Source organism: Variovorax sp. 10N412, assembly GCF_056394985.1.
Genome location: NZ_JBFTIO010000004.1, coordinates 288,204 through 308,096 on the forward strand (window position 1 = coordinate 288,204; position 19,893 = coordinate 308,096).

General features: G+C 69.1%; 20 protein-coding genes. 10 read left to right on the plus strand and 10 right to left on the minus strand.

Translation table 11 applies throughout. From position 1 onward, the window contains the following. The first annotated feature begins 75 nt into the window (after window positions 1-75). Window positions 76-738, plus strand: a complete 663-nt coding sequence (locus AC1DJH_RS13285) for a DUF1345 domain-containing protein (RefSeq protein WP_478186007.1) — start codon at window positions 76-78, stop codon at window positions 736-738. Window positions 739-742: 4 nt separating this feature from the next. On the opposite strand, the gene AC1DJH_RS13290 is transcribed toward AC1DJH_RS13285, so the two are convergent. Genes AC1DJH_RS13290 through AC1DJH_RS13300 form a run of 3 tightly spaced genes read right to left on the minus strand, consistent with a single transcriptional unit; the run spans window position 743 to window position 3,821 of the window. Further along, window positions 743-1,684 carry a DMT family transporter gene (locus tag AC1DJH_RS13290; RefSeq protein ID WP_478186008.1) on the minus strand — a complete coding sequence of 314 codons (942 nt, stop codon included), beginning with the start codon at window positions 1,682-1,684 and terminating at the stop codon, window positions 743-745. A gap of 31 nt (window positions 1,685-1,715) precedes the next feature. Continuing rightward, entirely contained in the window at window positions 1,716-2,213 is a 498-nt protein-coding gene (locus tag AC1DJH_RS13295; RefSeq protein ID WP_435436356.1) for a methylated-DNA--[protein]-cysteine S-methyltransferase, read from the minus strand. 6 nt (window positions 2,214-2,219) lie between these two features. Further along, entirely contained in the window at window positions 2,220-3,821 is a 1,602-nt protein-coding gene (locus AC1DJH_RS13300; protein WP_478186009.1) for a DNA-3-methyladenine glycosylase 2 family protein, read from the minus strand. A gap of 111 nt (window positions 3,822-3,932) precedes the next feature. Between AC1DJH_RS13300 and AC1DJH_RS13305 the strand changes: the two genes are divergently transcribed. Together AC1DJH_RS13305 and AC1DJH_RS13310 are read left to right on the plus strand one after the other, a co-directional pair. Next, window positions 3,933-5,315 (plus strand): phosphomannomutase/phosphoglucomutase, encoded by a 1,383-nt coding sequence (locus AC1DJH_RS13305; RefSeq protein WP_472118995.1) that lies wholly within the window; start codon window positions 3,933-3,935, stop codon window positions 5,313-5,315. 9 nt (window positions 5,316-5,324) lie between these two features. Then, window positions 5,325-6,710, plus strand: a complete 1,386-nt coding sequence (locus AC1DJH_RS13310; protein WP_478186010.1) for a 3-deoxy-D-manno-octulosonic acid transferase — start codon at window positions 5,325-5,327, stop codon at window positions 6,708-6,710. A 145-nt stretch (window positions 6,711-6,855) separates the two neighbouring features. Here AC1DJH_RS13310 and AC1DJH_RS13315 read toward each other — a convergent pair whose 3' ends face one another. From AC1DJH_RS13315 to AC1DJH_RS13330, 4 genes are all read right to left on the minus strand, one after another. Further along, a complete protein-coding gene (locus AC1DJH_RS13315; RefSeq protein WP_472119001.1) occupies window positions 6,856-8,406 on the minus strand; it encodes a TolC family outer membrane protein in 1,551 nt (516 codons plus the stop codon). Window positions 8,407-8,513: 107 nt separating this feature from the next. Then, window positions 8,514-8,849 carry a rhodanese-like domain-containing protein gene (locus AC1DJH_RS13320; RefSeq protein ID WP_435436361.1) on the minus strand — a complete coding sequence of 112 codons (336 nt, stop codon included), beginning with the start codon at window positions 8,847-8,849 and terminating at the stop codon, window positions 8,514-8,516. Between the two features lie 16 nt (window positions 8,850-8,865). Beyond that, window positions 8,866-9,543 carry a protein-L-isoaspartate O-methyltransferase family protein gene (locus AC1DJH_RS13325; protein WP_478186011.1) on the minus strand — a complete coding sequence of 226 codons (678 nt, stop codon included), beginning with the start codon at window positions 9,541-9,543 and terminating at the stop codon, window positions 8,866-8,868. A 21-nt stretch (window positions 9,544-9,564) separates the two neighbouring features. Next, window positions 9,565-10,287, minus strand: a complete 723-nt coding sequence (locus tag AC1DJH_RS13330) for a TetR/AcrR family transcriptional regulator (protein WP_478186012.1) — start codon at window positions 10,285-10,287, stop codon at window positions 9,565-9,567. A 102-nt stretch (window positions 10,288-10,389) separates the two neighbouring features. Here AC1DJH_RS13330 and msrA point away from each other — a divergent pair, with 102 nt between their 5' ends. From msrA to AC1DJH_RS13360, 6 genes are all read left to right on the plus strand, one after another. Further along, window positions 10,390-10,941 (plus strand): peptide-methionine (S)-S-oxide reductase MsrA, encoded by a 552-nt coding sequence (msrA, locus tag AC1DJH_RS13335; RefSeq protein WP_478186013.1) that lies wholly within the window; start codon window positions 10,390-10,392, stop codon window positions 10,939-10,941. Window positions 10,942-10,960: 19 nt separating this feature from the next. Next, a complete protein-coding gene (locus AC1DJH_RS13340; RefSeq protein WP_478186014.1) occupies window positions 10,961-11,353 on the plus strand; it encodes a hypothetical protein in 393 nt (130 codons plus the stop codon). Window positions 11,354-11,431: 78 nt separating this feature from the next. Further along, window positions 11,432-13,603, plus strand: coding sequence for a TonB-dependent receptor (locus AC1DJH_RS13345; protein WP_478186015.1), 2,172 nt, complete (start codon window positions 11,432-11,434; stop codon window positions 13,601-13,603). A gap of 14 nt (window positions 13,604-13,617) precedes the next feature. After that, complete coding sequence (locus tag AC1DJH_RS13350) at window positions 13,618-14,016, plus strand: hypothetical protein (RefSeq protein ID WP_478186016.1); 399 nt, start codon at window positions 13,618-13,620, stop codon at window positions 14,014-14,016. A gap of 78 nt (window positions 14,017-14,094) precedes the next feature. Further along, a complete protein-coding gene (locus AC1DJH_RS13355; protein ID WP_478186017.1) occupies window positions 14,095-16,194 on the plus strand; it encodes a TonB-dependent receptor in 2,100 nt (699 codons plus the stop codon). 149 nt (window positions 16,195-16,343) lie between these two features. Then, window positions 16,344-17,294, plus strand: coding sequence for an AEC family transporter (locus AC1DJH_RS13360; protein WP_478186018.1), 951 nt, complete (start codon window positions 16,344-16,346; stop codon window positions 17,292-17,294). A gap of 65 nt (window positions 17,295-17,359) precedes the next feature. On the opposite strand, the gene pdxH is transcribed toward AC1DJH_RS13360, so the two are convergent. Further along, window positions 17,360-18,025 carry a pyridoxamine 5'-phosphate oxidase gene (gene pdxH / locus AC1DJH_RS13365; protein WP_478186019.1) on the minus strand — a complete coding sequence of 222 codons (666 nt, stop codon included), beginning with the start codon at window positions 18,023-18,025 and terminating at the stop codon, window positions 17,360-17,362. 30 nt (window positions 18,026-18,055) lie between these two features. Here pdxH and AC1DJH_RS13370 point away from each other — a divergent pair, with 30 nt between their 5' ends. Beyond that, window positions 18,056-18,622 carry a nucleotidyltransferase family protein gene (locus AC1DJH_RS13370; RefSeq protein ID WP_478186020.1) on the plus strand — a complete coding sequence of 189 codons (567 nt, stop codon included), beginning with the start codon at window positions 18,056-18,058 and terminating at the stop codon, window positions 18,620-18,622. Window positions 18,623-18,632: 10 nt separating this feature from the next. Here AC1DJH_RS13370 and AC1DJH_RS13375 read toward each other — a convergent pair whose 3' ends face one another. After that, entirely contained in the window at window positions 18,633-19,172 is a 540-nt protein-coding gene (locus AC1DJH_RS13375; protein WP_472119030.1) for a superoxide dismutase family protein, read from the minus strand. Beyond that, window positions 19,169-19,891, minus strand: a complete 723-nt coding sequence (locus AC1DJH_RS13380) for a gamma-glutamylcyclotransferase (RefSeq protein WP_478186021.1) — start codon at window positions 19,889-19,891, stop codon at window positions 19,169-19,171. Before AC1DJH_RS13380 ends, AC1DJH_RS13375 begins: the two co-directional genes overlap by 4 nt. Window positions 19,892-19,893: the final 2 nt, after the last annotated feature.

Sequence of the window (19,893 nt, forward strand, 5' to 3'; positions counted from 1 at the left end):
CATGCGCGAAATGCCGCTGTGCCTGTAGGACGTGGTCGACGCGCTTGCGCGGCTTCAGCGGCTACAGTGGCGCGCATGCTCAGACACCTCTCCACCACCACCGGCAAACAGCGTCTTCTTTACGGCGGGATCGCCGCTGCCGCGGCGGCTGCGGCGCTGATGCCGGTGCCGATGAGCAGCATGGCGCGCGGTCTGGCCGGATGGTGCGCGGGGGTTCTGGTCTACCAGGTGCTTACATGGTGGCTGGTCGACACCTTCGATGCCAGGCGCACGCGCGAGCGTGCGCAGCAGCTCGACCAGCCCAACATCGTGATCCTGGTGTCGATGCTCGTGGTGGTGGCCGTGAGCGTGGTGGCCATCGCCATGATGTTGCAGCAGGTCAAGCAGCTGAACGGCTGGGAGCGCGCTGCCCATGTCGCGCTCGGGATGGTGGCGTTGGCGGGTTCGTGGCTGATGATCCACACCATCTACGCCTTTCACTACGCGCACCGCTACTACATCGACCAGAAGGGCGGCACGCCCGACGGCGGGCTCGACTTTCCGGGCAAGGACGACGCGCCCGACTATTTCGACTTTCTGTACTACTCGTTCGTGATAGGCATGACCTCGCAGGTGTCCGACGTGCAGGCCACCTCGAGGGAGATGCGGCGCATCACGCTGTTCCACAGCGTGCTGGCGTTCGCGTTCAACATGCTGGTGTTGGCACTGTCCGTCAACGTGGTGGCCGGCGCAATCTAGCCAGTCAGGTCGCGCGCCTGCGCGGCATGCCCGGCTTGACGATGCCCGTCGACAGCGCCACGCCGCACACGATCACCGCGGCGCAGATCAGCATCCACTGCGTGATGCTCTCGTGGAGAAACACCGCGCCGTAGAACAGCGCGAACACCGGCACCAGGAAGGTCACCGTCAGCGCGCGGGCCGGACCGGCCCGCTCGATCAGGCGAAAGAACAGGATGTAGGCCACGCCGGTGCAGGCGATGCCCAGGGCCAGCAGCGCGAGCCAGGCGCGCAGGCTGGGCATTTGCGCGGGCCACAGCCAGATCGCCGGCAGGGCCAGGAACAGCGTGGCGCCCAGTTGGCTGCCGGTGGCAGTGGTGAGCGCGGGCACGCCGCCCAGGTGGGCGCGCGTGGCACTGGCCGAGATGCCGTAGCACAGGCACGCGGCCAGGCAGGCCAGCACCGCGAACAGTGCGGCATGGCCGCTCGCGCCCGCTTGCAGGCCGGCGCTGCGGCTGGCCAGCATGGCGACGCCGGCGAAGCCGATCACCAGCCCGACGATGCGCCAACCCGCGGGGCGTTCGCGAAACCATGCCCACGCCACCAGCGCGCCGAACATCGGCGTGGTCGCGTTGAGCACCGCCGCCAGGCCGGTGTTGATGGTCAGCAGCGCGAAGCAGAACAACGCGAAAGGCATGCCCGAGTTGAAGACGCCGACCGCGAAGCTCGCCTTCCAGTGCCTGGCAAGACTGGGGCCCTGGCCGCGCAGCAGCGCGATGGGCAGCAGGAACAGCGCGGCGATGGCCACCCGCACTGCGGCCGTCGGCAGCGCACCGAACTCGGCCGCGCCGATGCGCATGAACAGAAAGGACGCGCCCCATAGCGCGCCCAGCAGCACGAGGTCGATGAGCCAGGCCGTGGGGGCGAGGGTTTTGGCGGGGATGTTGTTGTTCGTTGTGGTGGTCATGCGTCGTCTGTTCTTCTTCGGTGCCCGGCGCTCAGAGCGCCTTCTCGAGTTCGAGCAGGGCGGTCTTGCGCTCGAGCCCGCCAGCGTAACCGGTCAGCGACCCGTCGGCGCCCAGCACGCGGTGGCAGGGCACGATCACGCTGATCGGGTTGCGCCCCACGGCCGCGCCCACCGCGCGCACCGCCGCGGGATTGCCCACGTTCACGCTCAATGCACCGTAGCTGGTGGTGGCGCCGGCCGGAATGGCCAGCAGCTGCTGCCACACGCTTTGCTGGAACGCGGTGCCGTGCGAGAGGTCGAGCGTCATGTCGAAGCTGTCGCGCCGGCCGGCGAAGTAGTCGCGCAACTGGGCGGCCGCCTCGACCAGCGCGGGGTGGTCGTCCCGGGTGATCCAGCCGGTGGTGTCGGGCCAGTGGCGCTGCTGGTCGAACCAGACGCCGGCCAGGCCCTGGTCGGTGGCCGCCATCGTCATGCCGCCCAGCGGCGTGTCGAGGTGCGAGGTGTAGATGACTTTGCTCTTGAACTTCATGACATTTCAGGCGGTGAGGCCTGCCGTGGTGACGAGGGGAGATGCCGTGGCCGCCGTCTCGGCGGTGGGCAATGCGGAAGACGAAGAGGGCGCATGCCAGGCGCGCAGCACCGCGTAGCTGCGCCATGGCCGCCAGGCCTGAGACGCCTCGCTGGCGGCGCGCGCCGTGGTCACGCCCAGTGCCTTCTGCAGCGCGACGTCGCCGGCCGGAAAGGCGTCGGGCCAGCGCAACGCGCGCATGGCGATGTACTGCGCGGTCCAGGCACCGATGCCCGGAAGCTCCTGCAGCGCGGCGATGGTCGAGGGCACGTCGGCGCCCGCATGCAAGGTCAGCTTGCCAGCCACCACGCGCTGGGCGATGGCGTGCAGCGCGGTCTGCCGCTGGCGCACGATGCCGAGCTGGCCGAGGGCGTCGCCGCTGGCCGCGCCAATGGCGGCGGGCGTGGGGAACAGCCGGTCCAGTCCTTCGACCGGCGTGGCGATCGGCTCGCCGAAGGCCTCGACCAGCCGCGAGCCCAGCGTGCGCGCCGCGGCCACCGTGACCTGCTGGCCCAGCACCGCGCGCACCGCAAGTTCGAAGCCGTCGACCGCGCCGGGCACGCGCAGCCCGTCGCCGTGCGGAAAGGCCGCATGCAGCGCGGCGTTGATCGCCATCGGCTCGGCGTCGAGATCGAACAGCGCCCGCGCCCGGCTGATGACGATGGGCAGCACCGCGGCGAGCGAGTCGCTGACCGACAGCAGCACCAGTTCGCGCTCTAGGTCGAAGCGCAGCTGCATCCAGCCGGCGTGCGCCTGCGTGCCTTGCTGGACGCGCAGGGTGCGGGTCAGCTTCACATACGTGGGCGTGCTGCCCTTGACGGGCGCCTTGCCGTCGGCCGTGGTCACGACCTCCACGCCCCGCAACGCGCGGCGTGCGAAGAACGCGAGCATGGCGTTGGCGTCGTACGGCGGTCTGAAGCCCAGCCGCACCTCGATGGCCTTGGCCTTGTCGCCTTCGGCCGCCGCGCCGCCCGCCCTGCGCAGTGCGCTGGGGTTCAAGCCGTAGTGTTCGAGAAACGCCGCGTTGAAGCGGCGCACGCTCGCAAAGCCGCTGGCCAGTGCCACTTGCGTCATCGGCAGCCGGGTGTCGGCGATCAGCTGCTTGGCGGCCAGCAGGCGGCGCGTCTGCAGGTACTGCAGGGGCGACACGCCGAACTGCACCTCGAAGATGCGGCGCAGGTGCCGGTCGCTCACGCCGAGCCGTGCGGCGATCTGCGCCGCGCCGGGGCCGTCTTCCGACCACGCGTCGGGCTCGTCGATGAGCCGGGCCGCCTGCAGTGCGAGGATGCGCGAGGCGTCTTCGGTCGACCAGCTGGCCGCACGCGGTGCCAGTTCGGGCCGGCAGCGCAGGCAGGGGCGAAAGCCCGCCGCCTCGGCCTGCGCCGCATGGCGGAAGAAGCGGCAGTTCTCGCGCCGCGGCAGCTTCACGCGGCACACCGGGCGGCAATAGATGCCGGTGGAGGTCACCGCGGTGAAGAACGAGCCGTCGAAGCGCGCGTCGTGCGTCTTCATCGCCAGGTAGCAGGCGTCGCTCTCGAGCGCTTCGTGGGGTGTGTGGGCGGCGGGCATGGGGAAATGATACGGTTTCGACTCGTTTCAACTGGCCGTTTTCGGACATGTGGCCCTCCGGGGCGTTGCCTACAATGCCCCGTTCGCAAAACCAACCGGGAAACGCCTTTCATGCAGCTCAGCGCGTCGATCTTCAAGGCCTATGACATTCGCGGCGTCGTGCCGGTCACTCTCGACACCGAGGTGGCCGAGGCGCTCGGGCGGGCCTTCGGCAGCGCCGCGCGCGCAGCCGGTGAAAAGTCGGTCGCCGTGGGGCGTGACGGCCGGCTGTCGGGGCCCGCGCTCGCTGAAGCGCTGATCCAGGGCCTGGTGGCGACCGGCGTCGAAGTGATCGACGTGGGCGCGGTCACCACGCCCATGCTCTATTTCGCGGCCCACACGCTGTGCACCAGCGGCATCCAGGTCACCGGCAGCCACAACCCCAAGGACTACAACGGCTTCAAGATGGTGCTGGCCGGCCGCGCGATCTACGGCGACGAGATCCAGGGCCTGCGCAAGACCATGGAAGCCGGCACGGCGCAACTCGCCCCCGGCGGCAGCGTGCGCAAGGTCGACGTGACCGAGGCGTACGTGAAGCGCATCGCCGGCGACATCAAGCTGGCGCGCCCGATGAAGATCGTGGTCGATTCGGGCAACGGCATCGCCGGTGCCTCGGCCCCGGCCATCTTTCGCGCCATCGGCTGCGAAGTGACCGAGTTGTTCAGCGAGGTCGACGGCAACTTCCCGAACCACCATCCCGACCCCAGCAAGCCCGAGAACCTCAAGGACCTGATGGCCGCGCTGGCCGCGGGCGACGCCGAACTGGGCCTGGCCTTCGACGGCGACGGCGACCGGCTGGGCATCGTCACCAAGGACGGCCAGAACATCTTCCCCGACCGCCAGATGCAGCTGTTCGCGCAGGACGTGCTGTCGCGCGTGCCGGGCGGCACCATCGTCTTCGACGTCAAGTGTTCGCAGCGCCTGGCGCCGGCCATCGAGGCCGCGGGCGGCAAGGCCATGATCTACAAGACCGGCCACTCGCTCATCAAGGCCAAGATGAAGGAAATCGATTCGCCGCTGGGCGGCGAGATGAGCGGCCACATCTTCTTCAAGGAGCGCTGGTTCGGTTTCGACGACGGCACCTATGCGGGTTGCCGCCTGCTCGAAATCCTGAGCAAGAGCCCGGACGCCAACGCCGTGCTCAATGCCTTGCCCACCAGCTTCTCCACGCCTGAACTGAACGTGGCCTGCGCCGAGGGCGAGCCGCATGCGGTGGTCGGCCAGCTGGTGAAAAGCGCGCGCTTCGCGGCGCCCGCCACGGTCTCGACCATCGACGGCTTGCGCGTGGACTGGCCCGACGGCTTCGGGCTCATCCGTGCGTCGAACACCACCCCCGTGCTGGTGCTGCGCTTCGAAGGCCAGACCGATGCGGCGCTCAAGCGCATCGAGGCCGAGATGCTGGCCCTGTTGAGAACCGTCAAGCCCGACGCCAGCCTGGCCGAAGCCTCCCACTGAACCCAGCCTGTGCGTTCCCTGTTGCTCCGCCTCTACGGCGTATTCACCACCGTTGTGCAACCGCTGGTCCGTCGCAAGCTGCGGCGCCGCGCGCAGGCTGAGCCGGGCTATGGCGTGGCCGTGGAAGAACGCTTCGGGCATTACGACGCGGCCACCACCGGCCATGCGCAGTGCTGGGTGCATGCCGTGTCGCTCGGCGAAACGCGCGCTGCAGCCATCCTGATCGCCGAACTGCGCCGCCAGTACCCCGGCATTCCCATCCTGCTCACCCATGGCACCGCCACCGGCCGCGAAGAGGGCGTCAAGCTGCTCGAGCCCGGTGACACGCAGGTGTGGCAGCCCTGGGACACACCGGGCGCCGTGGCGCGCTTTCTAGACAAGTTCCAGCCCCGCATCGGCGTGCTGATGGAAACCGAGGTGTGGCCGGTGATGGCCGCGGCCTGTGCCGGGCGCCGCATTCCGCTGGTGCTGGCCAATGCGCGGCTCAGCGAAAAGTCGCTGGCCGCCGCCGAGCGCCTGGCCTGGCTGTCGCGGCCCGCGTATTCGGCGCTCACCGCCGTGTGGGCGCAAACCGAGGCCGATTCGCACCGGCTGGTGTCGCTGGGCGCCAAGGTGGCCGGCGTGTACGGCAACCTGAAGTTCGACGCCACGCCCGACGAGCGCCAGCTCAAGGCGGCCGTGTCGCTGCGCGAGCGCCTGCCCAAGCCGATGGTGGTGCTCGCGAGTTCGCGCGACGGTGAAGAGCGCATGCTGCTCGACGTGCTCAAGCGCTTCGGCGCCACGTCGCCGGTGCCGCCGGAGCAGGGCGCGGTGCGCTCGATTGCCAAGCGGGTGCACGACGTGCAATGGATGATCGTGCCGCGCCATCCGCAGCGCTTCGACGAAGTGGCCGCGCTGATCGAGGCCGAAGGCTTTGCGGTGGCGCGCCGCAGCGCGGCGGGGCAGCCGGCCGAGGCCGAGATCTGGCTGGGCGATTCGCTCGGTGAAATGGCGCTTTACTACGGCCTGGCCGACGTGGCGCTGCTCGGCGGCAGCTTCGAGCCGCTGGGCGGGCAGAACCTGATCGAGCCGGCCGCCTGCGGCTGCCCGGTGGTCATGGGGCCGTCGACCTTCAACTTCGCGGAAGCGTCGCAGCTGTCGCTGGCGGCCGGCGCGTCGCTGCGCGTCGAGGGCATGGAGCAGGCGGTGACGGCAGCGCTGAAGCTGGTCGAGAACCCGGAGCGCCGCGCCGTGATGGCGCAGGCCGCGCTGGGCTTCTCGTCGTCGAACCGCGGGGCGGCCGAGCGCACGGCGGCGGCGGTGCTGGCGATTGCGCAGGCCGCGGAGCCGGTCGCGACCGCCGCAGCGCCGCTTGACGGCGGCGAACCGCAGCGCGCGGAACCCACGCTGGACTGAGTTTGCATGTGCTCCTTCCCTCTCTGGGGGAAGGCTGGAGGCTGGGACCGGGGCAAGCGCCCGACGAGTGCTGCCAGGGGTTCAAGGCCGTCGTGCCCCCACCCCGACCCTCCCCCAGCGGGGGAGGGAGAAAGACAAAAAAACCTCAGCGCACCGGCGGATTCAGGATCACCGGCGGCACGGGTGCCGTCGGCATCGCCGGCGCCGGCGGGTTGAACGGCTGCACCGGCACGGGTGGAATCACCGGAATGCTCGGCGGTGCAACCGGCACCACGGGCGACGCGCCGCGGTCCGTGCGATCGGGCGCGGTGGCCGCAGGCACCGCCGGCACGCTGCCGTTGCTCGCCAGCGTCGCGTTGATTGCGTTCATGTCGTTCGTCGTCAGCGTGCCGTTGGCCTGGCGCAGCTTCAGGTTGCCCAGCAGCACGTTGTAGCGGGCCTGCGCCAGGTCGCGCTTGGTCTGGAACAGCTGGCTTTGCGAATTCAGCACGTCGATGTTGATGCGCACGCCCACCTGGTAGCCCAGTCGGTTGGCCTCGAGCGCGCTCTGGCTCGACGCCTCGGCCGCTTCCAGCGCCTTCACCTGGCCCGCGCCCGACACCAGCCCGAGGTACGCCGCGCGCGTGGCCTGCGCCACGTTGCGGCGGGTGCCTTCGAACACGCTGCGCGACTGGTCTTCGAGCGCCAGCGTTTCCTTGATGCGGTTCTCGGTGGCGAAGCCGGCGAACAGCGGCAGGTTGAACACGACGCCCACAGTGGCGGCATTGGCGCGCGTGCCCACCGTGCTGGTGGTGGTGCCGGTCGGGTTGCGCGTGACGTTGTAGCCCAGGTTGGCGTCCAGCGTGGGCTTGTGCCCAGCCTTGGCCTTTTCCACTTCCAGCCCGGCCACCTCGACGCCCAGGCGCGCCTGCTGGATCGCCGGATGTACGCTGTCGGCCTGCGCAACCCAGGCATTGATGTCCGCGGGCAGGGCCGTGGGCAGCACCACCGGCACCGCGAGCGGCACGGGCACGCTGCCGGGGCGGCCGACCAGCTGGTCGAGCACCACCTTCTTCACCTGCAGGTCGTTCTCGGCCGCGATTTCCTGCGCAATCACGAGGTCGTAGCGGGCCTGGGCCTCGCGCGAGTCGGTGATGGTCGAGGTGCCGACCTCGAAGTTGCGCTTGGCCGACGCCAGTTGCTCGGCCACGGCCACCTTCTGCGCGCGCACGAGGGCGAGGCTGTCCTGGCTCGCGAGCACGTCGAAGTAGGCCTGGCTCACGCGCACGATCAGGTCCTGCTCGGCGATGGTGAACACCGCCTGCGCGATGTCGGCCTGGCGCTTGCCCTGCTCGTAGGTGGCCCAGTTCGCGGGCCGGTAAATCGGCTGGGTGGCGTTGATGCCGACGTTCTGCGTGTTGAAGTCGCGCGGCGTGGTGGTGCCGCGGCCGGTGCCCGTGAGGGTGTCGATCTCGATGTCGCTGCGCGACACCCCGGCCGTGAGGCCGACCGCCGGCAGGATGCCGGCCTTGGCCTGTGCGGCGCGTGCCACGTTGGCGTCGTACTGGGCCCGCGCGCCCTGGTAGGTGGCGTCGTAGCCGCGGGCGGCGTCATACAGTTCGTTCAGTGTCTGGCTCTGGGCCGGCAATGCGAGCAGTGCTGCAAAGGTGCTTGCGAGCGCTGCGGTAAGAGGCGAAAGCCGGGGCCTGGAAGGCATTGAACGTCCTTGAGAAAGAGAAATCTTTTTGGGCTTGCTGCGCATCGACCACGTCACGGCCTTGCGGCGAACGGTGCGCGGAAGTGCGCGAAGCCTGGGGGTGTCATTCAATACCGCGGGACCGTGGGGTCGTGCTGGGACCAGGCGTCGATGCCGCCCGCCACGTTGGCGAGCTCGGCAAAGCCGTTCTGGTTCAGGAAGGCGGCCACGCGCTGGCTGCGCGCGCCGTGATGGCACAGGCAGGCGATGCGATGGTCTTCACCCAGCTCGGCCAGCCGGCCGGGGATCTCGTTCATCGGAATCGCCAACAGGGTGAAGCCCTGGGGCACCACGCTCGCCGTCTGCAGCTCCCATGGCTCGCGCACGTCGAGCAGCAGCGGGATGGCCGCGGGGTCCTGGGCGAACCAGGCGGCAAGGTCGGCGGGGCGGACTTGGTCGATCATTCGGTCAACCGCCCGTTCAGAACGAGAAGCGCGAGGGCTCGGGGAAGTTCAGCAGGCGCGGGGCCACGGTGTCCCAGGGCTGGAGCGTGTCCCACTTGCTTTCGCTGGTGCGGGTGACGAAGTGGGCGCGCATCATCGGCTCTTCGCCCACGATGGCCGACAGGCGGCCGCCGACCTTGAGCGAACCCAGCAGGTTCTGCGGAATGCGCGCGACCGAGCCGCTCAGCACGATCACGTCGAAGCTCGGGCCGCTGGCCAGGGGCACGGCGCCGTCGGCGTGGCGCACTTCGACGTTGGTCACGCCGTTCTGGCGCAGCGTCTGGGCGGCGCGCTCGGCCAGCACGGGGTTGATTTCGAGCGACAGCACCTGGGCGGCGCGGGCGCCGAGCAGGGCGGCCATGAAGCCGGAGCCGGTACCGATCTCGAGCACCGATTCGTGCTTCTGGATGTGCAGGTCCTGCAGCGTGCGGGCCTCGACCTTGGGCGAGAGCATGAATTCGCCGGGCACCGAGCCGTCGAGCAGCGGCAGTTCCATGTCGAAGAACGACAGGGTGCGGTGCTCTTCGGGCACGTAGTCCTCGCGGTGGATCTGGGCCAGCAGTTCGAGGATGTCGGTTTCAAGCACGTCCCAGGGGCGGATCTGCTGCTCGATCATGTTGAAGCGCAAGCGCTCGAGGGTGGGGGTGGGGTTCATGGCGTGGTTTTCCTAGTGGGCTCAGGACAAACCTTCAATTTTAGGTGGCGCCGGTGACGCCAGCGGCGCGCTCGGCCTTCCGGGGTGTGCGCTGAGCCCGTTGATCACCACGTCGGCCTGCGCGGCGACGTACTTGCGGGGGTCGAGCGCGGACACGCCGTCCACGCAGACCATCGCCGAATGCTTCCAGAGCATCAGGAAGACCATGGGCGCCACCACCGAATAGATGGCGTGGTCAACGTCCATCGGCGCGAACTCGCCGCTGTCGATGCCGCGCTGGAAGATGCGCCGCAGCAGGTCGTGGCCGGGGCGGACCACCTCGCGGCGGTAGAACTCCGCCAGTTCCGGGAAGTTGGCGCCCTCGCTCACCATGAGCTTGGTCAGGCCAGAGGCCTGGGTGTTGCCCACGCGCTCCCACCACACGTTCATGCAGTAGCGCAGCATGTCGGCGGTGGTGCCTTCGAAGGCCTCGAACTCGGCGTTCCACTCGGTGAAGCGGCCGCCGAGGTTCTCCATGACCACGGCCTTGAAGAGCTCGTCCTTGCTCGGAAAGTACAGGAAGAGGGTGCCTTTGGAAACGCCGGCGCGCGCCGCCACTTCTTCGGAACGGGTGGCGGCGAAGCCTTTTTCCACGAACAGGTCGAGCGCGGCGGCCAGCAGTTCGCCGGGACGCGCCTCTTTCCGGCGTTCGCGCTTGGAGCGCACCGGGCAGAGCTTGTCGACGAAGGAACGGGGCGTGGGCATGAGGTTAATGACTCGCGGGTTAGTAATGTAGTTGACCGGCAATCGCCGCGTCAAGCCGCGACAATATCGGGTTCGTCTTTTTCCACCCTGCCGGAGCAGCCCATGTCCTCTTCACCGCCGTCGACCGAATCCATCGTGCTCGGCGGGGGCTGCTTCTGGTGCACCGAGGCGGTCTTCGACCGCGTGCAGGGCGTGCTGGACGTGGAATCGGGCTATTGCAACGGCGAGACCGTCAACCCGACCTACGAGCAGGTCTGCACTGGCCGCACCGGCCACAACGAGGTGGTGAAGCTCGAGTTCGACCCGGCACAGATCAGCCTGCGCGAACTGCTGGAGATCTTCTTCGTGGTGCACGACCCGACCACGCTGAACCGCCAGGGCAACGACGCCGGCACCCAGTACCGCAGCGGCATCTACTTCACGAGCGAAGCGCACAGGCAGGTGGCGCAAGCGGTCATCGGCGAGATCGAGGCGAGCAAGACCTACCGCTCGAGCGTGGTCACCGAGGTGGCGCCGCTCGCCAACTACTCGGCCGCCGAGGGCTACCACCAGGACTACTTCCTGAACCATCCGAACCAGGGCTACTGCGCATTCGTCGTGGGTCCGAAGGTCGAGAAGTTCCAGAAGACCTTCGCCTCCCGCGTCAAGGCCTGAGCCCGCCGCCCTGCGTTCCATGTTGACAGCCCGCCGTTCATCCTCCCGTTCCGTCCGCGCGATCATCGTCGCGCTGGCGTTCGCGTTGTGGATCGCGGGCACGCTGGGCGTCATGCACCGTTCGCTGCACGTGCCGGGGCTGACCGAAGCCGCCGCAGCCACCGGGGTCCTGGCGCAGGCCCAGGGCGATGTGCACAAGCACCCCCACGGCCTGGGCAGCCTGTTCGGCGAGCACACCGACGCCGAATGCCGCCTGTACGACCAGCTCGGCGACGGCAGCGCCACGCCGAGCGTGCCGCTGGTGGTGCTGCCGGTGTTGCTGCCGTCGGCCACCTTCGCCTGGTTGCAGGGCGAGGCCCTCGCCCGATGGGTCGCGTTGTTCGACGCGCGCGGCCCGCCTTCCTCTCGCTGAATCCCTTCGTGTTCCGGCTGCCGCCTCCCGCCTTGCGCGGGCGGCGGCGGACGTTCATTGATTCAACGAGTGCCCATCATGATTCCCAATTTCCGTCGCAATGCCATCGGCGTTGCCGTTCTTTCCCTGCTGTCCTGGCCAGCCCTGGCGCAGGACGCCACCGCCACCGTGGCGCCCGGCGCGTCCACCTCGCCGCCCGGCACGCTGTCCACCGTGGAGATCCAGTCCGAGCGCCTGAAGAAAGCGCGCATGGAGCTGTCGCCCGAGGTGGGCGCCACCGTCTACCGCATCGACCGCGCCGCCATCGATGCGCTCGGCAAGGGCGATGCAACGCCGCTGGACGACGTGCTGCTGACCTTGCCGGGCGTTGCCAAGGACTCGAAGGCCTCCGGCTCCCTGCATGTGCGCGACGACCACGGCAACGTGCAGTACCGCGTCAACGGCGTGCAGTTGCCCGAGGGCATTTCGGGCTTCGGCCAGTCGCTGGACACGCGCTACATCGACTCGGTCGATTTCCTCACCGGCGCCTTGCCCGCGCAGTACGGCCTGCGCACCGCCGGCGTGGTCGACATCCAGACGAAGCAGGGCTTCGGCAAGCCCGGCGGCTCGCTCGGCTTCACCTTCGGCAGCCACAACACGCTGGAAGAAAGCGCCTCCGTCTACGGCACCACCGGCAACCTGAGCTACTACCTGTCGGGCAGCCTGGTCTCCAACACCAACGGCATCGAGAACCCGCAGCCCACCCTCAACGCGCAGAACGACCGCACGCGCCAGGGCAAGACCTTCGGCAACCTGTCCTACTACCTCGACGCGGACACGCGCCTGGGCCTGATGTTCGGCACGTACAACGGCAAGTTCCAGATTCCGACCAACCCGAACCAGGCGCCGGCGTTCTCGCTGGCCGGCTACAGCGACCTGGGCACGGGCTTCAACGGGCTGCCGTCGTCGGACGTGCGGGAGCGCCAGACCGAAGCCACGCGCTTCGTCGCCCTGTCGTTCCAGAAGACGCTCGGCGCGCTGGACTTCCAGGTCTCGGCCTTCCACCAGTACTCGAGCCTGCACTACGTGCCCGACGCAGTGGGCGACCTGATCTACAACGGCGTGGCCTCCGACACCCTGCGTTCCAACTCGTCGAACGGGCTGCAGGCCGATGCCTCGTACAAGCTGGGCGATGCCCACACGCTGCGCTTCGGCGGCGCCTACACGCGGCAGAACACGCGCAGCATCAATGCGGTGAACGTGTTCCCGGTCGACGACAGCGGTGCGCAGGTCGGCAACACGCCGGTGCTGATCAACGACAACTCGGGCAAGGTCGGACAGCTCGCCAGCCTCTACCTGCAGGACGAGTGGCGCATCGACCCCAAGCTCACCTTCAACTACGGCCTGCGCTACGACAGCGTCGACGCGTTCACCAAGGAGCACCAGTGGAGCCCGCGCCTGAACCTGGCGTACAAGCTGACCGGCGACACCGCGCTGCACGCGGGCTATGCCCGCTACTTCACCCCGCCGCCGCAGGAGCTCGCGTCGCAGCAGAGCATCGACCTGTACGCGGGCACCAGCAACCAGCCCGAGATCGCCAATTCCGACCCGGTGAAGGCGGAGCGCACCCACTACTTCGACCTGGGCGTGGACCACAAGGTGAACGCCAACCTGTCGCTGTCGGCCGACGTGTACTACAAGAACATCACCAACCTGCTCGACGAAGGCCAGTTCGGCCAGGCGCTGATCCTGTCGCCGTTCAACTACGCCAAGGGCTTCGCGCGCGGGCTGGAGCTGTCGGCGCGCTACAACGACGACCACTGGTCGGCCTATGCGAACTTCGCCTACCAGAAGGCGATGGGCAAGAACATCGTGTCGAGCCAGTCGCTGTTCGGCGCCGATGAGCTGAACTACATCGTCGACCACTACGTGTACCTGGACCACGACCAGACCTACACGCTGTCGGGCGGCGCGAGCTACCGCTTCGGCGACAACCAGGTCAGCGGCGACCTGGTCTTCGGCAGCGGCCTGCGCCGCACGCCCGACGGCGGGGCGCCCAACAGCGCCGCGTTGCCGCACTATGCGGTGGTCAACGCCGCCTACTCGCACACGTGGAAGGAAGCCTCGGGCGGCGACGTCGTCGCCCGTGTGGCCATCCTCAACCTGTTCGACAGGAGCTACCTGCTGCGCGACGGAACGGGCGTCGGCGTGGGCGCGCCGCAGTACGGCACGCGACGCAGCCTGTACGTCGGCATGACGACGCACTTCTGAGCGGACGCTCGAGGATGCACACGAGGCTGTTGCGCTCCATCGCTGTCACGCTGCTTTTCGCGGTGTGGCTGGCGTCGACGCTCGGCCTCGTGCATGCCACGCTGCATGTGCCGGGCGACCTGTCCCGGGCGCTGGCCGCCGCGCGCGCGACGGTGGCCATGGCGGGCCAGGATCGGACCCAGGCTCTCGAGCCGGCGCCGCGGCACGGCTGGCTCAACGCGCTGTTCAGTGACAAGACCGACGCCGAGTGCCGCCTGTACGACCAGTTGGCGCACGGCTCCAGCGCACCGGGCGTGCCGCTGGTGGTGCTGCCGATGCTGCTGCCGGCGGCCACCTTCGCTTTTCTGGAGGGCGAGGTCATCGCCCGCTGGGTCGTGCTGTTCGAGGCGCGCGGCCCGCCCCCCATTCGCTGAATTCCCTGTGTGCCGGTTGCTGCACCCGCTTGGCGCGGGGCGCGGCCGGTCGTCCCTCGATTCAACGAATGTCCTTTCATGAACCCCAATTTCCGTCGCAACGCCGTGGGCGCTGCCATTCTTTCGCTCGCCACTTTCGCGGCCCTGGCCCAGGCACAGGAACAAACCCAGGCCCAGGCCCAGGCCGCCGACGCGGCAAGCCTGCGCGAGGTCACCGTCACCGGCAACCCGCTCGGCGCCTCCGACCTGATGGCACCCACCACCACGCTGTCGGGCGACAAGCTGCTGCTGCGCGCCGAATCGACCCTGGGCGAAACGCTCAACAACGTGCCCGGCGTGAGCAGCAGCTACTTCGGCCCCAACGCCAGCCGCCCGATCATTCGCGGCCAGGACGGCGACCGCATCCGCATCCTGCAGAACGGCGGCGGCGCACCCGATGCCTCGGCGCTGAGCTACGACCATGCGGTGCCGGTCGACGCGCTGGTCACCGAACGCATCGAAGTGCTGCGCGGCCCGTCGGCGCTGCAGTACGGCGGCAGCGCCGTGGGTGGCGTGGTCAACGTGATCGACAACCGCATTCCCTCGGAGCCGATCAACGGCTTCGGCGGCCGTGCCGACCTGGGCTACGCCACCGGCAACAAGGAGAAGAACGGCGGCGTGGTGCTCGAAGGCGGCAACGACCGCTTCGCGCTGCACGTCGACGCTTTCAACCGCGACTCGAAGGACGTGGCGGTGCCCATCACCCTCGAATGCAGCAAGCCCGGCTCGCCGTGGTCGGCGCGCAAGATCTGCAACTCGGCCAACGAGGCGCACGGCGGCGCGGTCGGCGGCACGATGTTCTTCGACCAGGGCTACATCGGCGCCTCGGTCAGCACCTACCGCAGCACCTACGGCACCGTGGCGGAAGACGACGTGACCATCGGCATGAAGTCCGACCGCTATGCGCTCGAAGGCGAATGGCGCCCGGGCGGCTTCATCAGCAGCATCCACGCCAAGCTGAGCCACACCGACTACCGCCACACCGAGTTCGAGGGTGGCCAGCCGGGCACCACGTTCTCGAACATGAGCAACGACCTGCGCATCGAGGCGCGCCACCGGAAGATCGGCAACTTCGAAGGCCTGGTGGGCTTCAGCAGCGAGACCAACCGTTTCGCCGCCGACGGCGAAGAGGCCTTCGCGCCGCACAGCCGCACGCGCTCCAACGCTCTGTTCCTGCACGAAGAGCTGGGCACCTCGTGGGGCCGGCTGAGCTTCGGTGCGCGCACCGAGCAGGTTCGCGTGCGTTCGCTGGGCTATCCGGACGATCCGAGCGTGACGCGCTTCGCCATCGGCGAGCGCACCTTCAACCCGCACAGCGCGGCCTTCGGTGCGCTGGTCAACCTCGCGCCGCAGTGGCAGCTGACCTCGAACCTGGCGTACACCGAGCGCGCCCCGAAGGACTACGAGCTGCTGGCCAACGGCCCGCACGTGGCCACGGCCGCCTGGGAAGTGGGCGACCCGAACCTGAAGAAGGAAAAGTCGACCGGCTTCGACCTGGGCGCTCAGTGGAAGTCGGGGCCCAACACGGCGCGCGTCAACGCGTATGTCACGCGCTTCCAGAACTACATCGGCCTGACCGCGTCGGGGCGCAACCTCGACGAAGAGGGCAACGTGGCCGAGCCCGGCGCCACCGACACGCTGGCCGAATACGTGTACGGCGGCGTGCGTGCGCGCTTCACCGGCATCGAGGCCAACGGCAACCTGCGCCTGCTGGGCACCGAGGGCTTTGCGCGCATGGGCGACGCGGGCACGCTCGACCTCGAATGGCGCGGCGACATCGTGCGCGCGAAGAACCTCGACACCGGCGAGCCGCTGCCGCGCATCGCGCCGCTGCGCCTGGGCGCGACGCTGGCCTACGCCAATGGCCCGTGGGGTGCGCGCGTGGGCTTCGACTACAACGCGGCGCAACGCCGCATTCCGGCGGTGGGCGCGCGCGAGACCGATGCGTACACGCTGTGGAACGCGGCCATCACGTACCGCATGAAGGTGCAGCGCGCCAACCTCACCTGGTATGCGCGCATGGACAACATCGGCAACAAGCTGGCCTACAGCCCGACGTCGATCCTGACGACGACGGTGTACCCGAATGCGCCGCTGCCGGGGCGCACGCTGAAGGTGGGCTTGCGGGTGACGTTCTAACTTGGCGTGTTTCTCCCTCCCCCTCTGGGGGAGGGCAGGGGTGGGGGCTCGCGGCCTTCGATGCCATGCAGCGTTCGAGGCCGCGCGTGCCCCCATTCCAGCCTTCCCCCAGAGGGGGAAGGAGCAAATCCCTCGGCTATCCTCGCCCGGTGAATTCGTTCGTCATCTCCTCGCTTCTGCCCGTCGTACTGCTTATCGCCGCCGGCTACCTCGCCGGGCGCCGTCGCTGGATCGGAGGCAATGCGGTGAAGGACCTGTCGAACCTCATCTTCCTGCTGCTCGCGCCCGCGCTGCTGTTCCGCGCCATGAGCACGGTGCACGTGGAGCAACTCAGCCTCAAGCCGGTGGCGGCGTACTTCGTTGCCTCGGGCCTGCTGTTCGCGGGCACGATGGCCTTGCGCGGTTTCAACCGCACGGCGGCCGTCATCGCGCTGGCCAACACCTACAGCAACACCGTGATGATCGGCATCGTGCTGATCGACCTGGCCTACGGCGAGTCGGGCATGGTGGTGCTGTTGACGCTGATCTCGCTGCACTCGCTGGTGCTGCTCACGAGCGCCACGGTGGTGCTGGAACTGGCGGTGGCGCGCGAGCATGCAAAGGTCGGCGGCGCCGAGACGCATTCGATGGCGCGCACCGTGCTGCGTGCCCTGCGCAACGCGATCATCCACCCCGTGCCGTTGCCGATCATCGCGGGCCTGCTGTTCGCGCAGACTGGCTGGACCATGCCCGAGGTCATCGACAAGCCGATCCAGTTGCTCGGCCAGGCCTTCGGACCGGTGGCGCTGGTGATGGTGGGCATCACGTTGGCGCTCACGCCCATCGGGCGGCACTGGCGCGGCGCGCTGGTGCAGGCGCTCGTGAAGAACCTGCTGCATCCGCTGCTGGTGGCGGGCATCGGCTGGCTGCTGGGCGTGCGCGGCATTCCGCTCACGGTGATGGTGGTGGCCGCTGCGCTGCCGATCGGCGCCAACGTCTTTCTCTTCTCGCAGCGCTACCGCACCGCCGAAGACATGGTGACGGCCAGTGTCGCGGTGTCCACGGTGCTGGCGCTGGGCACGCTCACGCTGGTGATGGTGTGCGTGCGGTGGCTGCCCTGACCAGGTGTGAACAGACCTGCCGCGCGCCCCGAGCTTGCTGCGGTTTCTTCACACCTCGTGAGCCGTCAGGGCGCGAGGCGTTCGCGCACCCAGGCCATTCCTTCGGGGCCCCCTTCGAGCCGGTAGCGCAGCCGGTCGTGCAGCCGGCTCTTGCGGCCCTGCCAGAACTCCCAGCGGTCGGGCACCAGCCGGTAGCCGCCCCAGTGCGGCGGGCGCGGCGGCGACAGCAGGTGCTTGGCCGCGAACACGGCCGCGTTCTTCACCAGCACATCGCGCCCGCTGATCACCTCGCTCTGCGGACTGGCCCAGGCGCCGATGCGCGAGTCGAGCGGGCGGCTCGCGAAGTAGGCGTCGCTTTCTTCTGCGGCCACCTTCTCGACGCGGCCCTCGATGCGCACCACGCGCTCCAGCTCGACCCAGTGGAACTGCAACGACGCATACGGGTTGCCCGACAGCTCACGCCCCTTGCGGCTCTCGTAGTTGGTGTACCAGACGACGCCGCGCGCGTCGCAGCCCTTGACGAGCACGATGCGGCTGGACGGCCGCAGGTCGCTGCCCACGGTGCACAGCGTCATGGCGTTGGGTTCGGGCACCTTCGCGTCGATGGCCTCGGCGAGCCAGCGCTCGAACTGCTTCAGCGGATCGCCCGCGCTGTGCGCCTCGCCGAGTTCCGCGCGCTCGTAGCTCTTGCGCAGCGCGGCCAGCGCGTCATTGGAGAGAAGGGAAGTCATGCCGGGGATTGTTGCGCACATACTCGGCCGATGACGACGAAGGCGAATTCCCCCGTGGTGATCGTGCTGGCCTCGGGCCGGGGCGAACGTTTTGTCGCGGCCGGCGGCTCGGGCTCCAAGTTGAAGGCGCTGCTCGCGGGCAAGCCGGTGCTGGAGCGCACGCTCGATGCAGTGCGCGCCAGCGGCCTGCCGTGGCATGTGGAAGACGCGGGCCACCCCGGCATGGGCGACTCGATTGCCGCGGCGGTGCGTGCCACGCGCGATGCGCCGGGCTGGCTGATCCTGCCCGGCGATCTGCCGCTGGTCCGGGCGGCGACGCTGCGGGCGGTGGCGGCCGCGCTCGACGGCCGGGTGAATGCCGTGCAGCCGAACTACCAAGGGGAGCGCGGGCATCCCGTCGGCTTTGCGGCCGGCTGCGGTACCGAGCTCGCGGCTTTGGAAGGAAATGTGGGCGCATCGTCCATCCTGCGTTCGATGCGTGCTATCGATTCGGTAGCGGAGCTGGCGGTGGACGACGCCGGCGTGGTCGCGGACGTCGACACACCCGCGGCCCTGGCGCAGGCCGAAGCGCTCTGGCTGGCGCGCCTGGGCGGCTAGCTTTTTCCGATCAGGGCTTGGGAATCACCGCGCAGGCGATGCGCGGGCCCGAATTGCCCGAAGGCTGCGTCGTGAAGTCGTCGCGGTCGCGGTGCACCACCAGTGCGCGGCCCGCCACGTTGTTGACGGCACCGTCGGTCAGCGAGATCGAGTGGTCTTCCACGCTGAAACGCGCCACGCCGCCGGCGTCGGCCACCAGGCTCGGCAGCTCGCCGGCATGGCTGCCGGCTGCTGCGAACTTGCCGTGCGTGCCGCCGGTCGGGTTGAAGTGGCCGCCCGAGGCATCGCCGTTGTTGCCGCAGTCGCCCTTTTCGTGGATGTGGAAGCCGTGCTCGCTGCCCGGCACCAGGCCGCGCACCTCGCCCGACACGCGCAGGCCGTGGTCGAGTGCGGTGAAGGTCACCGTGCCGCGGGTCGGGTTGGGCGTGATGGCGCCGGTCGGCACCAGTTCGACGGCCGTGCTGGGCTTGCCGCCCATGCTGCCGCAGGCGGACAGGAGGGCGGCGGCGAGCAGGGCGGTGCCGGTGGCGATGAGACGACGTTGGTTCATGTGTTTTCCTTGGACGGGCCGGAAGGCTGGGCGGGTTGTGAAGGCTGGGACGAAGTATCCGCAGACCCCGGAACGTATACCGGAGCCGGCGGCGCATCGCAATCGGCGGCGGCCTCGGACTGCTGCTGGCGCTGCTGTTCCTGCACGGCGGCCAGCGCCACCAGCCGGGCCAACGCGGCGTCGTGGATTGCATGGCGCTGCAGTTCCAGCAAGGTCTGGCGCGCGTAGTCGAGCGAGGTGCCGTAGCGGCCGACCGCATGGGCGAAGATGTGGCGGTAGCGCTCGTCGCTGAGCTCGCCCGTGAAGTTGGGGCTGCGCCGCGAGAGCGTGAAGGCCAGCGCGCGCACCGGGCCTTCCGCCGTGCCGCAGGTCAGCCATCTGGGGTCGTACACGCCGGTCGGCATCTCGCGCAGCCAGAGCCGGCGCAGCGTGGCGAGCCCGTCGGCCTTCGGCACGCGGAACACCATGCCCCGGCAGCTGCCGCCCGAGAGCAGGCCGAACACGAGGCCGGGCACCTGCACGCTGCCGCGGTTCACGCGGCTCCACATCTTCAGCGCGCGGTGCCATCCGCGCACCCAGGCCTGGCGCCGCTCGACAAAGTCGAACTCGGGCCGCCAGATGAGCGAGCCGTAGCCGAAGAGCCAGAGGTCGTCGTGCCCGCCCCAGTCGGCGATGGCGCGCTCGAGCATCGGCTGCGGGTCGCGCAGGGGCCTTGGCATCG